We start from the raw sequence: 17,655 nt of genomic DNA, 5'->3' as shown, positions 1-17,655 counted from the left end.
GCTTACAGGTTCATTTGTGGTAAGGGTGCCCGGACAACACGGTCCAGGCGCGGTACAGCTGTTCGCCGATCAGTATCCTTACCAATGGGTGCGGCAGGGTCAGCGGCGACAGCGACCAGCGCTGCTCGGCGCGCGCGCAGACTTCCGGCGCCAGCCCTTCCGGGCCGCCGACCATGAAGTTCACGGTACGCGAGTCCAACCGCCAGCGATCCAGCTCGACCGCCAGTTGCTCGGTACTCCAGGGCTTGCCATGGACTTCCAGGGTGACAATCCGTTCCCCTGGCTGGACCTTGGCGAGCATGGCCTCGCCCTCCTGACGAATCAGGCGGGCGACATCGGCATTCTTGCCCCGGGTATTGAGCGGTATTTCCACCAGCTCCAGCGAAAGCTCCGAGGGCAGGCGCTTGGCATACTCATGCCAACCGTCTTCCACCCACTTGGGCATGCGCGAGCCGACCGCGATCAGACGCAGACGCACGACGCTTCCTTATTCCCGGTCTTTGAGATTTTCGGAGTAGGCGTGGGTGTTGTCCGGGCTGTGGTGCTTGCCATCGGCGGCGCGGCTCTGCTCGGCACCCATCCACAGGCGCTCCAGGTCGTAGAACTGGCGGGCAGCGGCGGTCATCATGTGAACAATGACGTCGTTCAGGTCCAGCAGAACCCAGTCGCTGTCACCCTTGCCTTCTTCGCCCAGCGGCTGCACGCCCTTGGCCTTGACCGCTTCACGGACCTTTTCAAGCATGGCGCTGATCTGGCGGTTGGAGGTACCGGTGGCGATGATCATGTAGTCGGTCAGGCTATGCTTTTCACGCACGTCGATAACCTGAATGTCCTGGGCCTTGACGTCAGACAGGGCAACCTTGGTCAGCTCGACCAGTTCTTCGGCACTGATGGCACTGTGTTTTTGCTTGGTCATATAAAAACTCATTCAACTCGTAATGTAGGGGCGCTTCACAGCACCCTCAGTTCGGCGCACGGTAAAGGTTGTGCGCATCGATGTAGGCCAGTACTGCGTCCGGCACCAGAAACCGCACCGACTTGCCGCTGGCCAGCAGCTGTCGGATCTGCGTGGCTGACACCGCAAGCGGGGTCTGCCAGACGAATGCAATATGTCCCGCCGGCCCAACCAGGGCCTGCGGATCACTGACTGAGCGCGCGGCCAACAGGTTGCGCAGGGCATCCGGTGGCTCGACGTCGGCATCCGGGCGTTGCAGCACCAGGATGTGGCAGTGTTGCAGCAATTCTTCCCAACGGTGCCAACTGGGCAAGCCGCAGAACGCGTCCCAGCCCAGCAGCAGAAACAGCTGATCCGAGGCGGCCATTTCAGCGCGCATCAGTTCAAGCGTTTCAATGGTGTACGACGGCGTATCGCGCAACAGCTCGCGGGCATCGACAGTCAGCGTTGGCACACCTTCGACTGCACAACGAACCATCGCCAGGCGATCCTCGGCCGACACCTGTGGGGTGCCACGGTGCGGCGGACGGGCGTTGGGCATCAGCCGCAGCTCGTCCAGCGCCAGCACTTCGGCCACCTCCAGCGCGCTGCGCAGGTGGCCGATGTGTACCGGGTCGAAGGTCCCGCCGAGCACGCCGATGCGCCGGGCGAGCGACATCGTCGAGACGTGGGCGAGCGGTTTGCGCTCGGCCAAGTCAGATCGACTCCTGTCCACGCAGTTGACCGTCGCCGATCACCACGTACTTTTCACAGGTCAAGCCTTCCAGGCCGACAGGGCCGCGGGCGTGCAGCTTGTCGGTGGAAATACCGATCTCTGCCCCCAAGCCATACTCGAAGCCGTCGGCAAAGCAGGTCGGGGTATTGATCATGACCGAGGACGAATCGACCTCGGCCGTGAACCGCCGGGCCTGGCCCTGATGCTCGGTGACAATCGAGTCGGTATGGTGCGAACCGTAGTGGTTGATGTGCTCGATGGCCTGGTCCAGGCCCTCGACCACGCGGATCGACAGGATGGCCGCCAGGTACTCGGTGTTCCAGTCTTCCTCGGTGGCCGGCACGGCATCGATGATGCTGCACGTCCGTACGCACCCGCGCAGCTCGACGCCTTTTTCCCGAAATTGACGGGCCATTTCCGGCAAGAACTCGGCAGCGACCGACTGATCGACCAGCAGGGTTTCCATCGCTCCGCAGATGCCATACCGGTAGGTCTTGGCGTTGAAGGCAATGCGCCGGGCCTTGTCCAGCTCGGCATGTTCGGCCACATACACATGACAGATGCCGTCCAGGTGCTTGATGACCGGCACGCGCGCATCGCGACTGATACGTTCGATCAGGCCCTTGCCGCCGCGCGGCACGATCACATCCACGTATTCGGGCATGCTGATCAAGGCGCCGACCGCTTCGCGATCGGTGGTCTCGACCACCTGCACCACGGCAGATGGCAGGCCGGCCTCGGCCAGGCCGCGCTGGATGCACGCGGCAATGGCACGATTGGAATGGATGGCTTCCGAGCCGCCACGCAGGATGGTGGCGTTGCCGGACTTGAGGCACAGGCTGGCGGCGTCGATGGTCACGTTCGGCCGGGATTCGTAGATGATCCCGATCACGCCCAGCGGTACGCGCATCTTGCCGACCTGAATACCCGACGGCCGATAGCTCATGTCACGGATCGCACCGACCGGGTCTGGAAGGCTGGCGACCTGGCGCAGACCGACGATCATGCCGTCGATACGGGCCGGGGTCAGCGCCAGGCGCTCGAGCATGGCCGGTTCCAGGCCATTGGCACGACCAGCGGCCAGGTCCAGCTCGTTGGCAGCCGACAACTCGTCGCGAGCGGCATCCAGGGCATTGGCGGCCGCTTGCAGCGCGCGGTTTTTCTGCGCGGTGCTGGCACGGGCAATAACGCGCGCGGCCTCACGGGCGGCGCGACCCAGGCGGGTCATGTAGTCAAGAACGGACTCAGTCATGGGCTCAGTGGTCTTGGCGAAGGGGAAAATCTGATGATTATAACTGTCGCGTCGCCCCGCGCCCAGCAGTGACAGGCGGATGGTCAAAAACAGTGCCCTGCAGGATCGCGCTTGCCGCATGATTGCGGTCTGCCAGATACGTCCAATCGCGGGGCAAGCCCGATCCTGCAGGCGGCAATGCTATCATCCAGCCCTTGCCTTCTACCGAACCACCAGCATGCCCGACTCAGCCCCCTGCCCGTCCCGGGCCCTGCCTGACAGCTTCTTCGACCGCGACGCCCAGGCGCTGGCCAGATCGCTATTGGGCAAGATCATCCGCCATCGCCACGGCCCCTACTGGCTGTCGGCACGGATCATCGAGACCGAGGCCTACTACTGCAGCGACAAGGGCAGCCATGCCTCGCTCGGTTATACGGAAAAGCGCAAGGCATTGTTTCTCGACGGCGGGCACATCTACATGTACTACGCCCGTGGTGGTGACTCGCTGAACTTCAGCGCCCACGGCCCAGGCAACGCGGTGCTGATCAAAGCGGCCTTCCCTTTCGTCGATGCCATCAGCGATGACAACAGTTTGGTACAGATGCACCTGAACAACCCCGATGCCAATGGCCAACCGCGCGCCATCGAGCGCCTCTGCGCCGGCCAGACCTTGCTGTGCAAGGCCCTGGGCCTGAAAGTGCCGCACTGGGACGCCAAGCGCTTCGACCCGGAACGCTTGTTCGTCGAAGACTGCGGTATCAATGTGAAACATATTATTCAGACCACCCGCCTGGGCATTCCCCACGGCCGCGATGAACATCTGCCCTACCGATTCGTCGATGCCGAATTTGCCCGTCATTGCACACGGAACCCGCTGCGTCGCGGCCAAGTCGAAGGCCGGGACTACTTTTTACTGACACAAGGAAACTGACACGATGGGCCAATGGCTCGACAGCCTGACGAGTTGGCTTGGCGCCAACCCGCAATGGCTAGGCTTGGCGATCTTTCTGGTGGCCTGCGTGGAGTGCCTGGCAATTGCCGGGATCATCGTGCCAGGCACGGTATTGCTGTTCGCCGTGGCGGTGCTGGCCGGCAGTGGCGCCCTGTCACTGGGTGAAACCCTGATGCTGGGGTTCTTTGGCGGCCTGTTGGGGGATGCAATTTCCTACACCCTCGGACGCAAGTTTCACCAGAACATCCGCCGCCTGCCCTTGCTGCGTCATCACCCGGAATGGATCGGCGGTGCCGAAACCTATTTCCAGCGCTACGGCATCGCCAGCCTGCTGGTCGGCCGTTTCATCGGCCCCCTGCGCCCCATGTTGCCCATGGTCGCGGGCATGTTCGACATGCCCCTGCCACGTTTCATCGCCGTCAGCCTGATTGCCGGGGCGGGTTGGTCGGTGGCCTATCTGCTGCCCGGCTGGGCAACGGGTGCCGCCATGCGCCTGCCACTGCCCGAGGGTTTCTGGCTCGACGCCGGAATCATCGCTGCCGGCCTGGCCATACTGTTGGGCGTGAGCATCAACTGCAGCCTGCGCAGCATGCGTCGCGGCACCCGCGTGATTGCCGGGCTCAGCCTGCTGGCCCTGACCGGCCTGTTTGTTGGCTGGCCGTACCTGCATGAGTTCGACCAGGGCCTGATGACCCTGATCCAGGAGCACCGCAGCAGCGTCATCGATGGCAGCGTGGTGCTGGTCACTCGAATGGGAGATTTTCGTACCCAGTTCTTTCTCGGCGGCCTGCTGGTCGGCCTGCTGCTCCTGGCACGCCAGTGGCGCCCAGCGATTTTTGCCGGCGCTACCCTGATCGGCACCGCACTGGCCAATGGTAGCCTGAAATGGTTGTTCGCCCGGGCCCGCCCGGAGGTCCTGACCGATCCGCTGACCACCTACAGCATGCCCAGCGGCCATAGCTCGGCAGCCTTTGCGTTTTTCCTGGTACTGGCGGTACTGGCCGGGCGCGGACAACCCGCACGCATGCGCCTGACCTGGATTCTGCTGGGCTGCCTGCCCGCGCTGGCCATTGCGGTATCAAGGGTGTACCTGGGCGCACACTGGCCGACCGACATTCTTGCCGGGGCCATGCTCGCCTGCTGCGTGTGTGCTACCAGCCTGACCTTGACCCAGCACCGCGAACCGCTTGCGGCCCTGCCGCTGAAGGTATGGTGGTTGATCCTGCCGGCCTGCGTTGCCTTGCTGGCCTTCTTCAGCCTGCACGCCCTGCCCCACGCCCTGGTGCGCTACCAGTACTGAGGTTCAGGCGAACAGCTCACCCTGCAGCCGATCAAGCAGCGCCTGGATAGCATCCAGGCGCTGCTGTGGGGCGTCAATGGCCAGGAGATCGAGCTTGTCTTCCTCAACGAAGGGCAACAGGTAGGCCAGTTGGTTGGCCAGGGAGTGCTGGCCCAGCACCTGGGCCGGCATGTCGAGCGCGGCCACCATCGGATGCTCGCCCAAGGCCTTGAGCAAGGCCAGCAGATCGTCATCCTGATCGCGCAGTGGCGTATCGGGTAGATCGTGCAGCCACTGCACCTCTGCCAGCAACAACTGGTCTTTCTGCACGTGCGCCTGCTTTACACGAAAACGCCGGGTGCCTTCGACCCGAATGCCGAGCAGGCCGTTGTCCTGCTGCTGAAAATCGCGAATCACGGCCTCGCAACCGATCGAGGCATAGCCTTCGGGTGCCTTGCCGACCTGTTCACCCTCAAGAATGCAGACAACACCAAACCCACCGCCCTGCTTCATGCAGCGACCGATCATGTCCAGGTAGCGCGCCTCGAAGATCTGCAGATCGAGAAAGCATCCCGGAAACAGCACCGTATTGAGCGGGAACAGGGGTAACGTCATTGCAACTCCTTAAACAACCAGGCTGACTGCCAGGGGCAGGAACACCGCTGTGGCGACCCCCATCAGGCTCATCGCGAGCGCCGCAAAGGCCCCGCACTCATCACTTTCCTGCAGCGCCACCGAGGTACCCACCGCATGAGCGGTCACCCCCAGCGCCATCCCTCGGGCCTCGGGACTATGCACACCACAACGTGACAACAGCCCCGGGCCGAAAATCGCCCCGATCACCCCGGTGATCAGCACGAACACCGCTGCCAGGGCCGCCACACCGCCAATCTGCTCGGCTACCAGCATGGCAATCGGCGAGGTCACCGACTTGGGCGCCATGGTCATCAGAATCATGTGTTCGGCACCAAACCACCAACCCAGCAGCAAACAGGCACCGGTCGCAAACACCCCTCCGATTACCAGCGTAGTAAAAGTCGGCCAGAACAGTTGGCGAATCCGCCGCAGGTTGAGGTAGAGCGGTACCGCCAGGGCGACCGTTGCAGGGCCCAGGAGGATGCTCATGATTTCGGTACTTTTGCGGTATTCGTTGTAGGTCAGGCCACATGTCAGCAGTACGCCAATGACCACAAGCATCGACACCAGTACCGGCTGCAGGAAGATCCAGCGGGTTTTCTCGTAGGCGGCCAGCACCAGTTGGTAGGCCCCAAGGGTGATACCGATGCCGAACAGCGGATGGTGAATGACAGCGTCCAGGGCACCGCCCCAATCCAGGCTCATGACTGCTCCTCGCGCTTGCCCTGGCGGGCGATCAGCTTTTGCATCAGCACACCGACAAACACCAGGGTGATCAACGCCGAAAGCACCAAGGCACCGACGATGGCCCAGAAATCGGCCGCTATATCGGCGGCATAGACCATCACCCCCACCGCCGGCGGCACCAACAGCAACGGCAGGTAGCGCAACAGGCTGTTGGCTGCCTCGCTCAGTGGCGCCCCCACCTCGCCGCGCACCATCAGGAACACCAGCAAAAATAGCAGTCCAAGGATTGGGCCGGGCAGAAAAGGCACAAACAGGTGATTGATCGCCGTCCCAAGCAATTGAAACAACACCAGCCAGGTCAATCCACGCAACAGCATAAGTACCTCCTTCGGGCCTGGCGGCCATTATAAGCACGCTAACGACCTGCCTATAACCTGATATTCGCCGAAAACATGGCGACTTGACCGCTTTGTGCAGGCGTGCTGATCTTAGGCGTTCGAATCTGCCTACGTCATAAGAAATCCAAAGACAATCAGGAGAGTCACGATGCCCTTTGTACCTGTTGCAGAGCTTTCGCAGTACGTTGGAAAGGAACTGGGACGTTCCGAATGGTTGACCATCGACCAAGACCGCATCAACCTGTTTGCCGAGGCCACAGGTGACTTTCAGTTCATTCATGTGGACCCGATAAAGGCGGCGAAAACGCCATTTGGCAGCACCATCGCCCATGGTTTTCTCACCCTGTCGCTGATCCCCAAGTTGATGGAAGACATCCTGGTCCTGCCTGAAGGCCTGAAGATGGTGGTCAACTACGGCCTGGACAGCGTGCGCTTCATCCAGCCGGTCAAGGTCGATAGCAAGGTCCGACTCAAGGTCGACCTGGCCGACGCCACCGAGAAAAAGCCCGGCCAATGGTTACTCAAGCTCACCGCCACCCTGGAAATCGAAGGCCAGGAAAAGCCCGCCTACATCGCCGAACCCCTGACGCTCTGCTTCGTCTGAAACGGCCCGACACTGAAACAGTCCCACTGGCTGTTTCAGTCGGCGCATTCTGCGGCATACTCGGGGCCTCACCCGCCCGGACCCCGTCATGCGCCCACTTGTTCCTCTTGCCCTGAGCTTGCTGCTCGCCGCCTGTGGCGATGGCGAACCCCTGTCTCCACCGGATGCACGCCTACCCGATGGTGGTCGCTTCCGGGGCCAGGTGGTCGATGGACTGCTGCAAGGCGAGGGCCGAATCGACTACCCCAACGGCAGTTGGTACGCCGGCAACTTCCTCAGTGGCCAGTGGCACGGCCAGGGCGAATGGCACGGTAGCAATGGCGAGGTCTATCGCGGCATGTTCCAGCAAGGCCTGTTCCATGGCCTGGGCACGCTGAAGACCCCAGGCAGCAGCTACACCGGCGGTTTCAAGCTCGGCCGACGCGATGGCGAAGGCACCCTCAAAGAGAACGGCTTGCTGTATCGCGGCCAGTTCAAGGACGACCAGTACAACGGCGCCGGCCATCTTGAACTAGCTGACGGCAGTCAGTACCAGGGCCTGTTCGCACGCGGCAAACCCAACGGCGAAGGCATTCGCAGCGATGCCAGCGGCAACCAGTTCAGCGGGCGCTTCGTCAACGGTCAGCTCGAAGGCAGCGGCACCTTCAACAGTGCCGAAGGTGACCAATACATCGGCGCCTTTCGCGACAATCGCCTGGAAGGCCGGGGCCGCTATGAAAGCGTCGACGGTGATGTGTGGATCGGACAATTCAAGGACGGCACCCTCAATGGCAAGGGCGAGTTGATCGCCAGTGATGGCAGCCATTACAAGGGCAACTTTCGCGACTGGCGCTTCTCCGGCAACGGTCGCTTGCAGTTGGCCGATGGCAGCCTCTATATCGGCGGCTTCGACAACGACACCTACCATGGCCGTGGCCGCCTGAACCTGCCCGATGGCAGCAGCCAGAGCGGTGACTGGATCAACGGCCTGCGCGTGCGTGATGAAAAGGGCCGGCTGCTGCCTGATCCGCTGGAGCTGGCGCTGCTGAACCAGGGGCCGCTGCTGGAGCAGGCACTGGCCCGGATTCCGGCCTCCACAGCGCAGATCGAGCTATACAGCCTGACCCTGGCTGGCGACGGCAAGCAAAGTGTGTTTCTGCGCGAGGCCGACTATGTTAGCGCCATGCTCAAGAGTCGCTTTGGCGCTACAGGGCAGATCAGCCTGGTCAACCATCGCGACCACCTCGATGACCGGCCCATGGCCACCCGCGAAAGCCTTGCCCGGGCCGTTCGCACCCTGGCCGAGCGCACCGGCCCCGAAGACCTGGTATTCATCTACCTGACCACCCACGGCAGCCACGAGCACGAACTGGTTCTCGACCAGCCACGCCTGCAACTGGCCGACCTGCCCGCCGATGCCCTCGCCAGTACACTGGCGCCATTGAAAGATCGCGACAAGATCATTGTCATCTCCGCCTGCTATTCAGGGGGCTACATCGACTCGCTCAAAGACGACAAGACCTTGATCATGACGGCCTCACGAGCGGATCGAGTGTCGTTCGGCTGCTCTGAAGAAGCCGACTTTACCTACTTCGGCGATGCCTTGTTCGCCCAGGCCCTGAACCAGACCGACGATCTGCAGCAAGCCTTCGACCAAGCCAGCGCCAGCGTTGCCGAGCGTGAGGCGGTGGAGGGATTCGAGGCCTCCGAACCGCAAATCTGGGCGCCCAAGGACGTAGTGGCACATTGGCAACGACTGCGTCAGCAGCAGGCACGCAAAGCCCTCGAAAGCAAAACGGCAAATGAGACGGGGCATGCAAAAAATGCCAGCAACCACTAAGCTGACTGTATCAAGGGAGAGACATCATGTACTTGACGCCTCAGCATATCCTGCTTGCCGGAGCCACCGGTCTTACCGGTGAACATCTACTCGATCGGTTGCTCAGCGAGCCAACCGTCAGTCGAGTGCTGGCCCCTACCCGCCGTCCGTTGGCCGAGCACCCGCACCTGGAAAACCCAGTGGGCGATCCGGCGATTTTCCTGCCGCAACTAGCCGGGCGCGTCGACATCGCTTTCTGCTGCCTGGGCACCACCATCAAGCAGGCGGGGTCCGAATCGGCTTTTCGCGCCGTCGACCTGGACATGGTGGTGGCGTTCGGCAAACGCGCCCGGGAGCTGGGTGCGCGGCATTTGCTGGTGTTGAGTGCGCTGGGCGCCGACCGCAGGTCGCCGATCTTCTACAACCGGGTCAAAGGCGAAATGGAGAAAGCACTGGAGGCCCAGGACTGGCCGCAACTGACCATCGCCCGTCCGTCCCTGTTGCTCGGTGAACGCGTGGAGCCACGCCTGGCTGAACGGGTTGCCGGACCGCTGTCCAAGCTGATCCCTGGCAAGTACCGGGGTATCGAAGCCTGCCAATTGGCCCGCGCCCTATGGCGCCTGGCGCTGGAAGAGCAAGATGGGATTCGCATCGTCGAGTCTGACGAGCTGCGCAGGCTCGGCAGGTAACATCAATCGCGGGGCAAGCCCGCTCCTGCAGCGCGGGAGCGGGCTTGCCCCGCGATGCCATTACAGCCCACCCGTTGCCTGAAAACCGATTCCCAAGGCCGTCAACACCGACAACGGCAACAGCAAGGTATCGAGCAACAGGCTGCCCGGCAGATCCAGCCCAGGGTACGTTGGCGCTTCGGCACCAAAGCGGTCCAACGCACAACACCCACCTTGCATCGCGTACAGATCAAGCCGCGTACCGCTATAGACCAACGGCGCCCCAGGCTTGGCGGCATCGAGTGTGCGTATGCTGGCACAACCGCTGACCAGCACACACAACACAGCCATACCGAGCAGTCGCCTCATTCATCGGCGCCGAAGTGATGCTCGCCCCAGCGCGGCAGCATGTCCTGCGGGATGTCCAGCAGATTGAGAATCCGTGCCACGACAAAATCGATCAGGTCATCGATGGTCTGCGGCTGGTGATAGAACCCCGGCGCCGCAGGCAGGATCACCGCCCCCATGTTCGACAGCTTGAGCATGTTCTCCAGGTGAATGGTGGAGAACGGTGCTTCACGCGGCACAAGGATCAACTGCCGACGCTCCTTGAGGGTGACGTCGGCAGCCCGCTCGATGAGGTTGTTGCAGGCGCCCGCGGCAATCGCCGACAGGGTGCCGGTAGAGCACGGCACCACCACCATCGCTGCGGGGGCACCGGAACCGGAGGCCACTGGCGACATCCAGTCTTCCTTGCCGTACACACGAATCTGCCCGGCGGCAGCGCCGGTGTACTCGGTGAGAAAGGTTTGAATCGCCTGAGGCTTGGCCGGCAGCACCACGTCGGTCTCGGTCGACATCACCAGTTGCGCGGCCTTGGAGATCAGAAAGTGCACCTCCCGGTCTTCGCGCACCAGGCAGTCGAGCAGGCGCAGTCCGTACTGCGCCCCCGAAGCCCCGGTCATGGCCAGGGTGATGCGTTCCGGCCCGCTCATTTCAGCGCCTCGGCCAGCTTGTCGTGCAGCCCACCAAAACCGCCGTTGCTCATGATCACCACCTGGGTGCCGGGCTTGGCCTGGCTCTTGACCCGCTCGATGATCGCTTCAAGGCTGTCGGCAACCACGGCAGGCACCTTACACTCGGCGGCAGTGGCGGCAAGGTCCCAGCCCAGGTTGGGCGGTGCATACCAGATGACCTGATCGGCATCGTTGACGCTTTCCGGCAGACCATCGCGGTGCGCGCCCAGCTTCATCGAGTTGGAGCGAGGCTCGATCACCGCGATCAACGGTGCATCGCCAATGCGCTTGCGCAGGCCGTCGAGGGTGGTGGCAATGGCCGTCGGATGGTGCGCGAAGTCGTCATAGATGGTCACGCCCTGCACTTCGGCGACTTTCTCCATGCGACGCTTGACGCTCTTGAAAGCACTCAAAGCGGCAATACCCATCGCCGGCACCACACCCACATGGCGAGCCGCGGCCAGGGTCGCCAGGGCGTTGGCAACGTTGTGCTGGCCGGTCAGTTCCCACTCGACTACACCTTGAACCTCGCCCTCGAAGCTGACTTCAAAACGTGAACCGTCGGCACTGAGCAACTTGACTTGCCACTGCCCGCCTTCACCGGTGGTTTGCACCGGTGTCCAGCAACCCATCTTGATCACCCGCTCGATCGCAAGCTCGGTGGTTGGATGAATGACCAGCCCTTCACTCGGAATGGTACGTACCAAGTGATGGAATTGCCGCTCGATCGCTGCCAGATCAGGGAAGATATCCGCGTGATCGAACTCAAGGTTGTTGAGGATCGCGGTACGCGGGCGATAGTGGACAAATTTCGAACGCTTGTCGAAGAAGGCACTGTCGTATTCGTCGGCCTCGACCACGAAGAACGGTGTGCCGCCCAAGCGCGCCGACACCGAGAAATTCTGTGGCACACCGCCAATCAGGAAGCCCGGGCTCATACCGGCATGTTCCAGCACCCAGGCCAGCATGCTGCTGGTAGTGGTCTTGCCGTGGGTACCCGCCACCGCCAGCACCCAACGACCTTGCAGCACATGGTCGGCCAGCCACTGCGGGCCCGACACATACGGCAGGCCCTTGTTGAGCACGTACTCCACGGCAGGGTTGCCGCGCGACAGCGCATTGCCGATCACCACCAGATCTGGCGCCGGGTCCAGTTGGGCGGCGTCATAGCCCTGGGTCAACTCGATGCCCTGGGCCTGAAGCTGGGTGCTCATGGGGGGATAGACATTGGCGTCGGAGCCGGTGACGCGATGACCGAGCTCTTTGGCCAGCACCGCCAGCGAACCCATGAAAGTGCCGCAAATACCAAGAATATGAATGTGCATGATCGACCTCGCAAAACGTCGAGGCAGGGTAGCCCAGCGCACAGGAAATCGCATCCTGTGTTTCGCTCAAAGACTGCGGGCGATACCGTGCTTGCGAAGTTTTCGATACAAGGTATTGCGGCTGACACCCAACTGCGCGGCGACATGGGTCATGTGCCAGCGTTGCTGTTCAAGGGTGGCAAGCAATGCATCACGCTCGGCGCACTGTAGCAGCGGCGGTGCGGCACCTCGGCTTGCCCCGCGATGAGTCGTTTCGGAAATACCGTTATCGCGGGACACGTCGAGACCTCGCACCGTCGCTCCTACCGTGGGTGGCAGGTCGGCATGGCGGATAACGCCGTCATCACACAGCGCCACCAATGTACGCAGCACATTACGCAATTGCCGCACGTTACCAGGCCAGGCGAACGCCAGCAGTGCCTGTCGCGCCAAAGGCTCCAGGCTGACAACCTGGCCACCGGCCTCCTCGTTCAGAATGAAATCAAGCAACTGGGATTTGTCGCTACGCTCGCGCAAGGCAGGCAGTTCGATTTCCAGGCCGTTGAGACGGTAATAAAGGTCTTCACGGAAACTGCCATCCTCCACCCGTTCCAGCAGGTTGCGGTGGGTGGCACTGATGATGCGCACGTTGACCGCCTGCGGCTCGCCCCCGATCGGCACCACCATGCGGTCTTCCAATACCCGCAGCAGGCGGGTCTGCAAGGCCAGCGGCATGTCGCCAATTTCATCCAGCAACAAGGTGCCGCCGTCAGCCTGCTGCAGCTTGCCGCGCATGCCCTCCTTGCGGGCACCGGTGAAACTGCCGCCGCGGTACCCGAAGAGCTCGCTCTCGATCAGGCTTTCTGGAATGGAGGCACAGTTCAGGGCCACAAACGCTTTGTCGCACCGTTGGCTGGCCTGGTGCACGGCCTTGGCGAAGGCCTCCTTGCCACTGCCGGTCTCACCATTGATCAACAAGGGAACATCGCGCTCGAACACCCGCACGGCCCGGCGGAAATCGTTCTGCAACAGCGGGTCGAGCAAACAGATCGCCCCGATCTTCTCTACCTTGGCAGCAGGTGCCGGGGTCGCCAATGAAGGCACTACCGGGTTGCGAACCTGGCCCCGCAGGCTGGCGAACAACAAGCGGCCGTCGCGGGTGCGCAATGGCCAACTGTTGCTGGCCTGCGCCGTCGAACGGCTGAAAAGCTCATCCAGCGCACAGTCGAAGAACATCTCGACCGGCTTGCCCAGCACACCACCACGGATGGTGCCGAGCAGGTTCAAGGCACTCTGGTTGACCGCGCAAATCCGCCCATCGCCATCAAACGCCAGCAGCCCTTCGCTGAACAATCCGACCGACTCAGCCTGAAGGTGAAAGCGCAGTAGCCATTGGTTCTCGAAATAGCGCAGGAAATAACAGCTCTCGATCATTTTCGCCGACAGGTTGACCAGCGCCATGGTGTGGAACTGGCTCTGACGCGACACATCAGGACGCGCCGAAGACACGTCGAGTACCGCCAGCAGTTCACCATGAGGGTCGAAGACCGGGCTAGCCGAGCAAGTCAGGCCGGTATGCCGGCCACGGAAATGTTCATCCTGGTGAATGGTCAGCGCCTGACGCTCGACCAGGCAGGTGCCAATGCCGTTGGTGCCCTCGCGGGCTTCGCTCCAGTCAGCGCCGAGCCACAGCCCGGCGCGCTCGAAAATACGCCGTTCGGTCGGCGCGGTAACGCAATTGAGGATCACCCCACGGGCATCGGTCAACAGTACCGCATGCCCGGCGCCCGACAACTGCTGATGCAGGCTGTTCATCTCGGTGCCGGCAATCTGCAGCACCTGCTGCAGGCGCTCGCGGCTCTCCAGCACGCGGCCATGCTCGAGCACGGTCGGGGCCATGCTCTGGGCCGGGTCCAGATGGTAGTCCTCGAGGCAGCGCAGCCATGAGCGGGCAATCGAGGGATCACTGCCTGGCCCCTGTGTGTGCGCCTTGCCCTGAGTCACCGTGAGCACTTGCCGGGCATGCCGGCTGAGGTGATTGTTCTGCACTTTTTATTGTTCTCCGCAGACGAGATAAGCCCAGCATCCTCCACCCGCCCCGGCATTGCAATGTTCGCTTGACCGCTGGGTCACTGGCTGTGCCATCAGCGGTACAAAGTGTCACGCACGCTGTATCAGCGCTGCCACACAGCCCTCTTCACATAGTGCCGAACCCATCGCAAGCCATTGATTTACAAGGCACCGAAAACACTGGCCCAACCCTTGCTCTATGCTTCATATCCTCCCCAACAAGCACAATAGCCAGGAGACACACCATGCGTTATGCACATCCCGGTACCGAAGGCGCCAAGGTTTCCTTCAAGAGCCGCTACGGGAACTACATTGGTGGCGAGTTCGTTGCGCCGGTAAACGGGCAGTACTTCGAAAACGTCTCGCCGGTGAACGGGCAATTGATTGCCGAGTTCCCACGCTCCGGTCCCGAAGACATCGAAAAGGCCCTGGATGCCGCCCATGCCGCCGCCGACGCCTGGGGCACGACTTCGGCCCAGGCGCGCTCGCTCATTCTGTTGAAGATCGCCGACCGCATCGAACAGAACCTCGAACTGCTGGCCATCACCGAAACCTGGGACAACGGCAAGGCCATCCGCGAAACCCTGAACGCCGATATCCCCCTGGCCGCTGACCACTTCCGTTATTTCGCCGGCTGCCTGCGCGCCCAGGAAGGCGGTGCTGCGGAAATCGACGGCAACACCGTGGCCTACCACATTCATGAGCCCCTGGGTGTGGTCGGCCAGATCATCCCCTGGAACTTCCCGATCCTGATGGCGGCATGGAAACTCGCTCCCGCACTGGCGGCCGGCAACTGCGTGGTCCTCAAACCCGCCGAGCAGACCCCCCTGGGCATCAGCGTGCTGATGGAAGTGATCGGCGACCTGCTGCCCCCGGGCGTGCTCAACGTGGTGCAAGGCTACGGCCGTGAAGCCGGTGAAGCCCTGGCCACCAGCAAGCGCATCGCCAAAATTGCCTTCACTGGCTCAACCCCGGTGGGCTCGCACATCATGAAGTGCGCCGCCGAGAACATCATCCCGTCCACCGTGGAACTGGGCGGTAAATCACCGAACATCTTCTTCGAAGACATCATGCAGGCCGAGCAGTCGTTCATCGAGAAGGCCGCCGAAGGCCTGGTACTGGCCTTCTTCAACCAGGGTGAAGTGTGCACCTGCCCGTCGCGGGCACTGGTGCAAGAGTCGATCTACCCCGCCTTCATGCAGGAGGTGATGAAGAAGATCAAACAGATCAAGCGCGGTGACCCACTGGACACCGACACCATGGTCGGCGCCCAGGCCTCCGAGCAGCAGTTCGACAAGATCCTCTCGTACCTGGAAATCGCCGAGAAAGAAGGCGCCGAACTGCTCACCGGCGGCAAAGTGGAAAAACTCGAAGGCAGCCTGTCGACCGGCTACTACATCCAGCCGACCCTGCTCAAGGGCAACAACCAGATGCGTGTGTTCCAGGAAGAAATTTTCGGCCCGGTAGTGAGCATCACCACCTTCAAGGACGAAGCCGAGGCGCTGGCAATTGCCAACGATACCGAGTTTGGCCTGGGTGCCGGCGTATGGACCCGCGACATCAACCGCGCCTACCGCATGGGTCGCGGCATCAAGGCCGGCCGCGTGTGGACCAACTGCTACCACCTGTACCCGGCCCATGCCGCGTTCGGTGGCTACAAGAAATCCGGCGTCGGTCGTGAAACCCACAAAATGATGCTCGATCACTACCAGCAAACCAAAAACCTGCTGGTGAGCTACGACATCAACCCGCTGGGCTTCTTCTAACCCGGCAACAGGGCGGTCCCAACCCCGGGACCGCTCTGGCTCGCTTCCTGCAAGACCATCACCACAGGCCGGCATCCGCCGGTGACGATAAAAAAAACAGGTGAACCCTATGCCAAGCGATCATACCGGCAGCGCGCCGGCAGGCTCTTCTGTCGACTTCGAGAAGGTCGGCTCCGACTACTTTCAACAACGTGAACTGAAAAAGGGCGCGGCAGGCTGGGTACTGCTGGTGGGGTTGGGGGTCGCCTATGTGATTTCCGGCGATTACGCCGGCTGGAACTTCGGCCTGGCCCAGGGTGGCTGGGGCGGCATGTTCCTGGCCACGTTGCTGATGGCCACCATGTACCTGTGCATGTGTTTTTCACTGGCCGAACTGTCTTCGATGATCCCTACTGCGGGTGGCGGCTATGGCTTTGCCCGTAGCGCGTTCGGGCCCTGGGGCGGGTTTCTGACCGGTACCGCGATCCTTATCGAGTATGCGATTGCCCCGGCCGCCATTGCCGTGTTCATCGGCGCTTATTGCCAGTCATTGTTCGGTATCGGCGGCTGGATGATCTACCTGGCCTTCTACATCATCTTCATCGGCATCCACATTTTCGGCGTGGGTGAAGCGCTCAAGCTGATGTTCATCATCACTGCCGTGGCAGCCATTGCTTTGGGCGTGTTCCTGGTGGCGATGGTGCCGCACTTCGATGTGAACAACCTCTTCGACATTGCCCAGACAGACGCCGTCGGCGCCAGCAGTTTCCTGCCGTTCGGCTACGTGGGCGTGTGGGCGGCAATCCCCTACGCGATCTGGTTTTTCCTGGCGGTCGAAGGTGTGCCGCTGGCCGCCGAAGAAACCAAGAACCCCAAGCGCGACCTGCCGCGCGGCCTGATCGGCGCCATGCTGGTGCTGCTGGCCTTTGCCTTGCTGATCCTGGTGGTCGGCCCGGGCGGCGCCGGTGCAGAAGCCCTGAAGGCTTCCGGCAACCCGTTGGTCGAAGCGCTGTCCAAAGCCTACGGCGGCAATACCTGGATGGGCGGCTTCGTCAACCTGGTAGGCCTGGCCGGCCTGATCGCCAGTTTCTTCTCGATCATCTACGCCTACTCACGACAGATCTTTGCCCTGTCCCGCGCTGGCTACCTGCCGCGCAAGCTCTCGCAAACCAACAAGAGCAAAGCGCCAGTGCTGGCTCTGGTGATCCCGGGGATCATCGGTTTCGCACTGTCACTGACCGGCCAGGGTGACCTGTTGATCCTGGTGGCGGTGTTCGGCGCTACGCTGTCCTATGTACTGATGATGGCGGCGCACATCACCCTGCGCATTCGGCGCCCCAAAATGGAGCGTCCGTATCGTACGCCGGGCGGGACCTTTACCTCCGGTGTGGCCCTGGTGCTGGCCTGCATTGCAGTCGTCGCAGGCTTTCTGGTCGATCCGCGGGTCGTGATTGGCGCGGCGGTGATTTATGGGGTATTGATTGCCTACTTTGCTTTCTACAGTCGGCACCACCTGGTAGCCGGGACACCGGAAGAAGAATTCGCAGCGATCCAGAAGGCCGAAGAGGCCCTGCACTGATCGATGCCACCTCCGCCG

18 protein-coding genes are annotated in these 17,655 nt (G+C 62.1%); 7 read left to right on the top strand and 11 right to left on the bottom strand.

Annotated elements, in window-relative coordinates; translation table 11 throughout:
* Nucleotides 1-10: 10 nt before the first annotated feature.
* Genes rlmH through ABVN19_RS25970 form a run of 4 tightly spaced genes read right to left on the bottom strand, consistent with a single transcriptional unit; the run spans nt 11 to nt 2,922 of the window.
* Nucleotides 11-478, bottom strand: a complete 468-nt coding sequence (gene rlmH, locus ABVN19_RS25985; protein WP_010222895.1) for a 23S rRNA (pseudouridine(1915)-N(3))-methyltransferase RlmH — start codon at nt 476-478, stop codon at nt 11-13.
* Nucleotides 479-487: 9 nt separating this feature from the next.
* Entirely contained in the window at nt 488-916 is a 429-nt protein-coding gene (gene rsfS / locus ABVN19_RS25980; protein WP_028944408.1) for a ribosome silencing factor, read from the bottom strand.
* Nucleotides 917-962: 46 nt separating this feature from the next.
* Nucleotides 963-1,613: a nicotinate-nucleotide adenylyltransferase gene (gene nadD / locus ABVN19_RS25975; RefSeq protein WP_105642196.1), complete on the bottom strand. Its 651-nt coding sequence runs from the start codon at nt 1,611-1,613 to the stop codon at nt 963-965.
* A gap of 37 nt (nt 1,614-1,650) precedes the next feature.
* A complete protein-coding gene (locus tag ABVN19_RS25970) occupies nt 1,651-2,922 on the bottom strand; it encodes a glutamate-5-semialdehyde dehydrogenase (protein WP_105642175.1) in 1,272 nt (423 codons plus the stop codon).
* Between the two features lie 217 nt (nt 2,923-3,139).
* Here ABVN19_RS25970 and ABVN19_RS25965 point away from each other — a divergent pair, with 217 nt between their 5' ends.
* Nucleotides 3,140-3,832, top strand: a complete 693-nt coding sequence (locus ABVN19_RS25965; protein ID WP_028944411.1) for a DNA-3-methyladenine glycosylase — start codon at nt 3,140-3,142, stop codon at nt 3,830-3,832.
* A gap of 4 nt (nt 3,833-3,836) precedes the next feature.
* Nucleotides 3,837-5,153, top strand: a complete 1,317-nt coding sequence (locus ABVN19_RS25960; RefSeq protein WP_028944412.1) for a bifunctional DedA family/phosphatase PAP2 family protein — start codon at nt 3,837-3,839, stop codon at nt 5,151-5,153.
* A 3-nt stretch (nt 5,154-5,156) separates the two neighbouring features.
* Here ABVN19_RS25960 and ABVN19_RS25955 read toward each other — a convergent pair whose 3' ends face one another.
* Genes ABVN19_RS25955 through ABVN19_RS25945 form a run of 3 tightly spaced genes read right to left on the bottom strand, consistent with a single transcriptional unit; the run spans nt 5,157 to nt 6,832 of the window.
* On the bottom strand, nt 5,157-5,747 hold the full coding sequence (locus tag ABVN19_RS25955; RefSeq protein WP_028944413.1) for an LON peptidase substrate-binding domain-containing protein: 591 nt from the start codon (nt 5,745-5,747) through the stop codon (nt 5,157-5,159).
* Between the two features lie 9 nt (nt 5,748-5,756).
* Complete coding sequence (locus ABVN19_RS25950; protein ID WP_177431069.1) at nt 5,757-6,467, bottom strand: LrgB family protein; 711 nt, start codon at nt 6,465-6,467, stop codon at nt 5,757-5,759.
* A 2-nt stretch (nt 6,468-6,469) separates the two neighbouring features.
* Complete coding sequence (locus ABVN19_RS25945; protein WP_028944415.1) at nt 6,470-6,832, bottom strand: CidA/LrgA family protein; 363 nt, start codon at nt 6,830-6,832, stop codon at nt 6,470-6,472.
* 169 nt (nt 6,833-7,001) lie between these two features.
* Between ABVN19_RS25945 and ABVN19_RS25940 the strand changes: the two genes are divergently transcribed.
* The 3 genes from ABVN19_RS25940 (at nt 7,002) to ABVN19_RS25930 (ending at nt 9,944) form a co-directional block, all read left to right on the top strand.
* Nucleotides 7,002-7,457, top strand: a complete 456-nt coding sequence (locus ABVN19_RS25940) for a MaoC family dehydratase (protein WP_028944416.1) — start codon at nt 7,002-7,004, stop codon at nt 7,455-7,457.
* Between the two features lie 88 nt (nt 7,458-7,545).
* Nucleotides 7,546-9,276 carry a C13 family peptidase gene (locus ABVN19_RS25935; RefSeq protein ID WP_105642174.1) on the top strand — a complete coding sequence of 577 codons (1,731 nt, stop codon included), beginning with the start codon at nt 7,546-7,548 and terminating at the stop codon, nt 9,274-9,276.
* 26 nt (nt 9,277-9,302) lie between these two features.
* A complete protein-coding gene (locus tag ABVN19_RS25930) occupies nt 9,303-9,944 on the top strand; it encodes an oxidoreductase (RefSeq protein ID WP_105642173.1) in 642 nt (213 codons plus the stop codon).
* Between the two features lie 60 nt (nt 9,945-10,004).
* On the opposite strand, the gene ABVN19_RS25925 is transcribed toward ABVN19_RS25930, so the two are convergent.
* The 4 genes from ABVN19_RS25925 to ABVN19_RS25910 form a co-directional block, all read right to left on the bottom strand.
* On the bottom strand, nt 10,005-10,292 hold the full coding sequence (locus ABVN19_RS25925; protein ID WP_028944419.1) for a YceK/YidQ family lipoprotein: 288 nt from the start codon (nt 10,290-10,292) through the stop codon (nt 10,005-10,007).
* Complete coding sequence (gene ubiX / locus ABVN19_RS25920; RefSeq protein ID WP_028944420.1) at nt 10,289-10,918, bottom strand: flavin prenyltransferase UbiX; 630 nt, start codon at nt 10,916-10,918, stop codon at nt 10,289-10,291. The genes ABVN19_RS25925 and ubiX overlap by 4 nt, the downstream gene beginning before the upstream one ends.
* Nucleotides 10,915-12,264, bottom strand: a complete 1,350-nt coding sequence (gene mpl, locus ABVN19_RS25915) for a UDP-N-acetylmuramate:L-alanyl-gamma-D-glutamyl-meso-diaminopimelate ligase (RefSeq protein ID WP_105642172.1) — start codon at nt 12,262-12,264, stop codon at nt 10,915-10,917. Before mpl ends, ubiX begins: the two co-directional genes overlap by 4 nt.
* A gap of 66 nt (nt 12,265-12,330) precedes the next feature.
* Nucleotides 12,331-14,292 (bottom strand): sigma-54-dependent Fis family transcriptional regulator, encoded by a 1,962-nt coding sequence (locus tag ABVN19_RS25910; protein WP_105642171.1) that lies wholly within the window; start codon nt 14,290-14,292, stop codon nt 12,331-12,333.
* A 266-nt stretch (nt 14,293-14,558) separates the two neighbouring features.
* Here ABVN19_RS25910 and ABVN19_RS25905 point away from each other — a divergent pair, with 266 nt between their 5' ends.
* A complete protein-coding gene (locus ABVN19_RS25905) occupies nt 14,559-16,079 on the top strand; it encodes an aldehyde dehydrogenase family protein (RefSeq protein ID WP_105642170.1) in 1,521 nt (506 codons plus the stop codon).
* Nucleotides 16,080-16,188: 109 nt separating this feature from the next.
* Nucleotides 16,189-17,637, top strand: coding sequence for an ethanolamine permease (eat, locus tag ABVN19_RS25900; RefSeq protein WP_105642169.1), 1,449 nt, complete (start codon nt 16,189-16,191; stop codon nt 17,635-17,637).
* Nucleotides 17,638-17,655: the final 18 nt, after the last annotated feature.

The sequence above is a fragment of the Pseudomonas vranovensis genome, assembly GCF_040438935.1.
GTDB lineage: Bacteria > Pseudomonadota > Gammaproteobacteria > Pseudomonadales > Pseudomonadaceae > Aquipseudomonas > Aquipseudomonas vranovensis.
The sequence above is the reverse complement of the archived record's forward strand: the minus strand, read 5'-3'. Positions and strand labels throughout refer to the sequence as shown.